Annotated in this window: 8 protein-coding genes; 3 read left to right on the forward strand and 5 right to left on the reverse strand. The window is 40.4% G+C overall.

Features of this window, described 5'->3' with window-relative positions:
* The first annotated feature begins 47 nt into the window (after nucleotides 1–47).
* On the forward strand, nucleotides 48–1,412 hold the full coding sequence (gene glmU, locus IQ236_RS23115) for a bifunctional UDP-N-acetylglucosamine diphosphorylase/glucosamine-1-phosphate N-acetyltransferase GlmU (RefSeq protein ID WP_193871463.1): 1,365 nt from the start codon (nucleotides 48–50) through the stop codon (nucleotides 1,410–1,412).
* 156 nt (nucleotides 1,413–1,568) lie between these two features.
* Nucleotides 1,569–2,549, forward strand: a complete 981-nt coding sequence (locus tag IQ236_RS23120; RefSeq protein ID WP_193871464.1) for a homogentisate phytyltransferase — start codon at nucleotides 1,569–1,571, stop codon at nucleotides 2,547–2,549.
* Nucleotides 2,550–2,928: 379 nt separating this feature from the next.
* Here the strand turns inward: IQ236_RS23120 and IQ236_RS23125 are convergent, their stop codons facing one another.
* From IQ236_RS23125 to IQ236_RS23140, 4 genes are all read right to left on the reverse strand, one after another.
* Nucleotides 2,929–3,579 (reverse strand): Maf family protein, encoded by a 651-nt coding sequence (locus IQ236_RS23125; RefSeq protein ID WP_193871465.1) that lies wholly within the window; start codon nucleotides 3,577–3,579, stop codon nucleotides 2,929–2,931.
* Nucleotides 3,580–3,597: 18 nt separating this feature from the next.
* Complete coding sequence (psbP, locus tag IQ236_RS23130; RefSeq protein ID WP_193871466.1) at nucleotides 3,598–4,143, reverse strand: photosystem II reaction center PsbP; 546 nt, start codon at nucleotides 4,141–4,143, stop codon at nucleotides 3,598–3,600.
* A gap of 187 nt (nucleotides 4,144–4,330) precedes the next feature.
* Entirely contained in the window at nucleotides 4,331–5,017 is a 687-nt protein-coding gene (locus IQ236_RS23135; RefSeq protein ID WP_193871467.1) for a hypothetical protein, read from the reverse strand.
* Entirely contained in the window at nucleotides 5,014–5,418 is a 405-nt protein-coding gene (locus IQ236_RS23140) for a RusA family crossover junction endodeoxyribonuclease (protein ID WP_228041813.1), read from the reverse strand. Before IQ236_RS23140 ends, IQ236_RS23135 begins: the two co-directional genes overlap by 4 nt.
* Before the next feature lie 171 nt (nucleotides 5,419–5,589).
* Here IQ236_RS23140 and pyrF point away from each other — a divergent pair, with 171 nt between their 5' ends.
* Nucleotides 5,590–6,297 carry an orotidine-5'-phosphate decarboxylase gene (gene pyrF / locus IQ236_RS23145; protein ID WP_193871468.1) on the forward strand — a complete coding sequence of 236 codons (708 nt, stop codon included), beginning with the start codon at nucleotides 5,590–5,592 and terminating at the stop codon, nucleotides 6,295–6,297.
* Between the two features lie 41 nt (nucleotides 6,298–6,338).
* On the opposite strand, the gene crtH is transcribed toward pyrF, so the two are convergent.
* The gene (gene crtH, locus IQ236_RS23150) at nucleotides 6,339–7,883 is read right to left on the reverse strand and encodes a carotenoid isomerase (RefSeq protein WP_193871471.1); all 1,545 of its coding nucleotides are present in this window, start codon (nucleotides 7,881–7,883) and stop codon (nucleotides 6,339–6,341) included.
* Nucleotides 7,884–8,003 lie beyond the last annotated feature (120 nt).

Below are 8,003 nucleotides of genomic sequence, written 5' to 3' on the forward strand. Positions count from 1 at the left end.
ATGCGATTTATCGTGTCTATTACTCACAGTTGACACCAAAACAGTAGATGGTAGCGGTAGCAATTTTAGCGGCGGGACGCGGAACTCGCATGAAATCTGACCTTCCCAAGGTTTTGCATGAATTGGGGGGACGCACTTTAGTTCAACGGGTTTTAGAAAGTTGTGTTCGGCTGCAACCTTCTCGGCGATTAGTAATTGTGGGCTATGGTGCTGATTTAGTCCGCGATTCTCTTCAACAAACGGATACGCAACCTGCTTTAGAATTTGTTGAACAAACCGAACAATTAGGGACAGGTCACGCCATTCAACAATTACTGCCCTATTTAACAGACTTTACTGGGGATTTACTGGTTTTAAATGGGGATGTTCCTTTATTACGTTCTGACACTTTAGAACAATTAATTACCATTCACAAAGAACACGGAAATGCGGCGACTTTATTAGCAGCCCATTTCCCTAATCCTAAAGGATATGGTCGGGTATTTTGTGATAGTCAAAATTTAGTTAAGCAAATTGTTGAAGATCGAGATTGTACCGATGCTCAACGCCAAAATCATCGGATTAATGCTGGGGTTTATTGTTTTAATTGGCCGAAGTTAGCGGAAATTTTACCCCACCTGAAAGCCGATAATGATCAACAGGAATATTATCTCACGGATACTGTTCATCTTTTGGATCAAGTGATGGCGGTGGATGTGGATGATTATCGAGAAATTTTAGGAATTAATAGTCGCCAACATCTGGCGAATTCCTATCATGTTTTACAAGATTGGGTTAAAACGAATTGGATGGCGGCGGGAGTAACAATAATTGACCCCGATAGTGTCACCATTGATGATACGGTACAGTTGGAAGCGGATGTGATTATTGAACCCCAAACCCATTTAAGGGGAAATACAATGATTCAAACGGGAAGTCGCATTGGCCCTGGGAGTTTAATCGAAAATAGTCAGATTGGAAAAAATGTCACGGTGCAGTTTTCCGTTGTTTCTGATAGCGTTGTTGCGGATGAAACCCGCATAGGGCCCTATGCCCATTTAAGAGGTCATGCAAAAGTCGGTGAACACTGTCGCGTTGGGAATTTTGTTGAATTGAAAAATGCTGAGGTAGGAAATTCTACTAATATTGCCCATTTATCCTATTTGGGAGATGCAACATTAGGAGATAAAGTTAATATTGGGGCGGGAACAATTACGGCTAATTATGATGGGGTGAAAAAGCATCGCACAACTATTGGAGATCGGACTAAAACGGGGTCAAATAGTGTTCTAGTCGCCCCTCTAACCCTAGGAAATGATGTCACCGTGGCGGCGGGCTCTGTTGTTACCGATGATGTTCCTGATGATAGTTTAGTCATTGCTCGTGAACGTCAAGTGATTAAACCCGGTTGGCGCTTAGAATCATCACAATAATATTCATCAAGTTAGGGGGAAAAAATTAGCCTAAAATTAGGATAGCATTTGAGAGATATAGCGAGTCTAAATTATTTGTACATAAGGATCAAAATCGAATTCATCGTAGGGGCGAGGCGCGCCTCGCCCCTACCGCGAAATCTCTAAAAAGAAAATATGACTAAAACTTCTTCTCCCTCTGTGATGATTTCTTCCCCTAATTTGATTCAACAGAATTTTCCAGGTTTATACTCTTTTTGGAAGTTTTCTCGTCCCCATACGATTATCGGTACCAGTTTAAGCGTGTTGGGGATGTATTTAATTGCAATTAGTGAGTTTAGGCAATTTCCCGGTTTTAGTTGGAATGGGTTGGCTTTATTTTTCAGTTGGTTAGCTTGTATTTGTGGCAATATTTATATTGTGGGATTAAATCAACTGGAAGATATTGAAATTGATCAAATTAATAAACCCCATTTACCCTTAGCTGCTGAGGAATACTCCCGGTTTAAAGCTCAACTCATTGTCGGAATAACGGGAATATTAGCCTTAAGCATTGCAGCCTTCCAAGGTTATTATTTATTGGGAATGGTAGGAATTAGTTTGTTTTTGGGGACAATCTATTCTTTACCTCCCATTCGGTTAAAACGGTTTCCCTTTTGGGCTGCATTTTGTATTTTTACCGTTAGGGGAATTATTGTTAATTTAGGATTATATTTACACTTTAGTTGGCTTTTATCGGGAAAATCACTATCTTTAATCCCGACAATACCGCCTTCTGTTTGGGCGTTAACATTATTTATTTTAGTGTTTACCGTAGCGATCGCAATTTTTAAGGATATTCCTGATTTAGAAGGCGATCGCCAATTCCAGATTAACACCTTAACGATAAAATTAGGAACTGTAACGGTCTTTAATCTATCTCGATGGATACTGACTAGCTGTTATTTAGGGATGATTCTAGGAAGTGGGTTTTTACAATCCTCTGTTAATCCCCTATTTTTAGGATTTAGTCATTTAGTTTTATTGACTCTCTTATGGTGGCGCAGTCAAACCGTTGATTTAAGCCAGAAACAATCTATCGCCCAATTTTATCAATTTATTTGGAAACTGTTTTTCCTAGAATATTTAATCTTTCCCCTCTCCTGCTTATTCACTTAATGAAACCCAGGGGAAGCAACCCCAAAGACTGGAAAATATAGTTAAGTTTTTCTAATTCTTCTATAAAAATAATTTTGTTTTTTAAAAGAATGTCAGGAAATCTTGATATTTTATTGAAAATCTCTATCAAATAGTTGACGAAATCATAGGGGTTCTGGTAGACTTAAAAAAATACCACCCAAGGGGTTATTGTGTCTATAGGTCAAATTAGGGGCTAAAACCCTTATCCTCTCGTAAAATATCTTGATTTCTTGACGATTTTTTAACTTGGCGATGCACGGGTTTTTGAAGGGGAACATTAAACCGAAAATAGGGGGCTTGACAAAATCAACATTTTATGCAGTCAGACAATAGCGATCGCCCTATACCCCGATAAATCTTAAAGACCTTGGTGGTTTCTGGCCAACGACCAAAAATCAGTAATATTATATCCAAACTCCTGAATCATTCTTCTTAATAACGGTAAACTCAATCCAATCACATTAGTATGACATCCTTCTAATTTTTCCACAAATAACCCCCCCTTTCCTTCAATCGCAAAACATCCGGCACAGTTTAGGGGTTCTCCGGTAGCAATATAAGCTTCAATTTCACGATCGGAAATATCAGCAAAATAAACATGAGTCGTTTGACAATGAACTAAGGTTTGCTGGGTCGAAACATTAACTAAAGCATGACCCGTATAAAGTTGTCCCACTTGACCTCGCATGGTTTGCCAACGGGCGATCGCTTCTTCAATATTAGCAGGTTTGCCATAAATTTCTCCCTCAACCGCCAGAACCGAATCACATCCCAAAACTAAGATAATTTTATCCTCAATTTTAGAGGAATTAATTAAAGTTTGGGTAACAACTTCTGCTTTAGCTTGGGCGAGTTTTTGGACTAACTGCACTGGATTAGAATCTTGGATTTGAGATTCATCAAAATCACTGGGGGAAATTATAGGCTGAATTCCCACCGTTTCTAATAACCGTTTGCGCGCTGGAGAAGCAGAAGCTAAAATAAATGTGATTCGATTAGGCTGAGTCATAAATGCAATGAATCTAAATTAATACACGTTAAAAGATTGAACAACTTGTTCTAAAAGTTGATGAGCTTTTTGCCAACGTTTTTCAGTGGTAGAAACATTTAATGTAAACAGTTTACCCCGACTAATGGCAACACTGGCAAAATCATGACGTTTTTGATCATTAGGGAGTTGTACCGCATATTCTAACCAATAATAAAGATTCGCTCCTTTTGTGTATGATTCTGCACTAATCAGTTCGGCGGTGCGTCCAGAACCTTCAGGAGCGATCGCTTTTTTGCTTAAGGTATATCCCACTTCTGTAGGGCTTCCAATATCCGATAAAGTTTGACTCGGATTAGAAATCGGATTAATCACCACACTGACATTTTCACTTTGTTCAATCATATCGTGCAGCACGGTATCGGGGCCGTTAGACACACTCACCTGCGTCCATCCATTCGGATAGGCAAATTCATAGCCATCTGCGGTATCAACAAAGCTATTTAATCCGACACCAACGGATATACAACCTGTTAAGCTAAGGCTAAAACAGACTAAAGCCATTGCCAAAATTCGTTTGAACATCTGAGCGTTTCCCTTATTAAATCTTGAATAAGTGCGTTTTACTGGGATCTGGGTGATCCCAGTTCTGTTATTTTCTCATTATTTGGACGTTTGGGTTAAATTTTTATCAATTCCTGTTTGAAATAGATCGGGAAATTCATGATTAATTATTAACAAAATAGTCGTCAATGGGAGTAATAGGCGATATTCAGTTAATTAATTCATCACTTGTCTGCAAATCTTTCAAGAGTTTCTCCGTAATTTCAATTAATTTATAGACAAAATTTTGCGTAAGTTGTGTGGTTTTAAAACCATGAGCAATGGGGTTACGGAATGAGATCGCATCCATGAGTAACCGATACTCAGATTGGGAAATTACACCCTCCGTCGCTAGTTGTTTGACTAAATAAAGTGGATTAAGTCTTTGTAAACTCAACTCTTCTTTTTCTGTAATTAACCTTAAAGTTGCCTCAACTAAAGACCAGCAATATAACATCGCTGATTCTAAATGTTGCGTTGTCAGTTGTTTTACCACTTGCAATTGTGATTCAATTTCATCTTTTTGCAACGAACCTTCTGCTCTCGGGGAATAGGTTATATCCTCCGGGTTAATCATCACAAACTCAAACCTCCAGCCCGGATTTTTTTCTACTGCTTGGGCTAAATTTTGTAAATATTGATCAGAGTAAGAGTTGAGTGAAGCGCGTGACTTAACCTCAATAACGACTGCTTCTTCACCCCGACGGACTATCAGATCAGGACGATAACTTTTAAGGAAATCAGGTAATTCTTCAACGTTAGGATGAAGGAAAATCTCATAACCTTTTTGGCGATAATTCTCGGCTAATTTGAGTAATTGTTCTCTTTCCTGCTTGGCAGTTAAAGTTGAAATCATGTAAGTACCTCTTGGTCAGGAGCATCAAGTACGACAATATGCAAAAATTGATTCCCACGAGCAAAGCCTTCTGCCAATGTCGAGGTCATATTTTCTATCTTAAAGTTACCTGACAAATTCCTCTTCCTAACGATAATATCGGTTACTTGACCATCATCAACATAGGCTAACCCGATAATTGAATCTAGAATGGGTTTGACTATATTATCCACATCCACTAGCACAGAATCGTAGAAATAGGTTATTTGCAGCATAACAAATCCAGTAGCGGTTTGTTGATCCGAAGACCAGTATTTTTCCGCCTCTTGTCGTACTGTTGCTTTCCATTCTCTGAGACGCTCTCGTCTACGAGTCTGTTGTGATACGGGTGGCCCATCTACGATAAACTCGAATTTGATCAATGTGTTAATTACCCCAAACGAATCCTATCTATAACTTACACTCTCTCTTAGCTATAGCAATCCGCGCCGAGGTTGTAATAATAATTTTAATCGAATCTCTTAACTCCTACTCCTAAAAAGCTGACGACAATTTGATAGAATAAAACCGGAAAATTAAGATAAGAGACTATTATGAGTGTCGATAAAATTATTGTTCCCTTGGATGTTTCCACAAAAGAAGAGGCGATCGCACGGGTTGAAAAACTGCCTCAAGTCACATTTTGGAAAGTCGGTTTAGAATTATTCGTCAGTTGTGGCCCCGAAATTTTAACCTTTCTCAAAGCTCAACAAAAACGGATTTTTCTCGATTTAAAATTCCATGATATTCCCAATACTGTAGCCGGAGCTTGTCGATCTGCATCCCGATATGGCGTTGATTTAATTACCGTTCATGCAACCGCCGGAAAAACAGCGTTAAAAGCAGCCCAAAAAGCGGTAGAAGAGGGAGCAAACCAGTCAGGGTATCCCGTCCCCAAATTAATCGCCATTACCCTATTAACCAGTTTAAATTCCAGAGATTTAGCCTTTGATTTAAAAGTCCCTTTAGAATTACCAGAATATACATTAAATATGGCTTTATTAGCTCAAGAAAGCGGGTTAGCAGGAGCCGTTTGTTCCCCCCAAGAAGTCTCTCAACTCCGTCAAACCTGCGGAGATGAGTTTCTATTCGTCTGTCCTGGGGTGCGTCCCACTGGGTCAGAACGGGGCGATCAACAACGCACCTTTACCCCCGCCCAAGCTCTCAAAGCCGGAGCCGACTATCTTGTCATCGGACGTCCGATCACGGCTTCAGATGACCCTGTTAAAGCCCTAGAACGTATTATTGACGAAATCGGTTGACGGATGGCTGATGGATGGTGCGTGCGCGGGGCTTACGCACCCTACAGTTTTAGGTCAACGGCTACCCGATGGGCACAGGCGAAGCCGGAGAAGGCAACAGCGTTTAATCCTTGGCCGGGGAATGTACTATCACCGACACAATATAACCCTCGAATTGACGTGCGGTTAAAGGGCATTCCTAGGAGTCCCTTTAACTTATAGGCGGGAATGGGGCCGTATGTTCCATCCTGTCGGTTCAAGAAACGACGATGCGATCGCGCCGTTCCCACTTCCATATAATCTAACCCCGCATCTAACCCCGGAAAAAAGGTTTCTAACTGATTAATAATTCTACCTGCGGCTTCTTCCTTTTTAGCTTCATATTCAGACTCTGGTAATTTTTCCCACTCATCAATCCAACTAGGGGTAAACGCATGAACAATATGATACCCTTCTGGCGCTAAACTCGGATCTAATAAAGTGGGAATGGAGACAAAAATTGTTCCTTCTGGTTCTTCCATTTTCTCCCAATCTTTAACAATAATATGGTGACAATCCGTTTCCGGGGGGAAGACAGACGCTTCAACACCTAAATGTAAACTCAAGAAACTCGGAGATTTTTGATAGCGTTCTCGCCATTTATGTTCGGCTCTAGGAATTAATTCAGGGGGAATTAACTTACCGAAGGTATCCCAACGAGTCGCATTAGAAACGATGCGTTTTCCCCGATAAACTGTACCATCAACCAGTTCCACACCCACCGCTTTTCCGTTTTCTAATAAAATTTCTTTAACTCTGGCTTTATATTGAATTTGTCCGCCAAATTTTTCTAACCCTTCGACTAATTTTAGGGCGATTTGACCAACTCCCCCTTTAGGATAATTAATTCCTCCATAATGGCGATCAGAAAATACCATTCCGGCGTTGATCATCGGAGTTAAATCCGCCGGAACCACTGACCAGCAGTAACATTCAATATCGATAAATTTTAAAAGTTCAGGATCGGTAATATAACGTTTCGCAATATCCCCGACATTTTGGGGAAGATACTGCACTAACCCTAAACATGATCCAGGTTCTTGGAAAAACACCCGCATTAAGTAACGAGGTTCTTCCAAGGACAGCAACTCCATTGAGTTCAAACAGTTAAAGACGTTCCAGCATTCATCGTAAAATTTACGAATTCCTTTTTCTTCGTGAGGAAAGCGGGTAATGAGTTCTTGCAAAAATTTCTCATAATCTCGGTGAACTCTCAATGTCAGATCATGGGGTAGATGATAGTGGATTTGAACCGGATCGGGAATCGTCTCTAAGGTAACGTTTACTGCTTGTAACGCACGAGTGAGAAGATTGGTAGTTCCTTTGTCCCCAAAGCCAAAAATCATCGACGCACCGACATCAAATCGATATCCCTCTCGTTCAAAATATGCAGAACTTCCACCGGGGATGATATAGCTTTCCAACACAAGAACTTTTGCGCCCTTCGCAGCTAATTGGGTCGCAGTCACCAGTCCTCCAATACCAGAACCAATGACAATCACATCAAATTCCTGATATGCGTTAGAACTATATTCAGCAAAAGACTGGAATGGCGTAGAAACAGGCATCGGGTCAACTCTCTTAAGCATTTCCTGACTCTACAGTGTAGCGTCTTCCGCCCAATTCAGAGAGTTCAATCTTCACACTTCCCCCAAAAACCCTTAACCATTCACTATTAACCCCCTCCC

This window comes from Planktothrix mougeotii LEGE 06226 (assembly GCF_015207485.1).
Lineage (GTDB): Bacteria > Cyanobacteriota > Cyanobacteriia > Cyanobacteriales > Microcoleaceae > Planktothrix.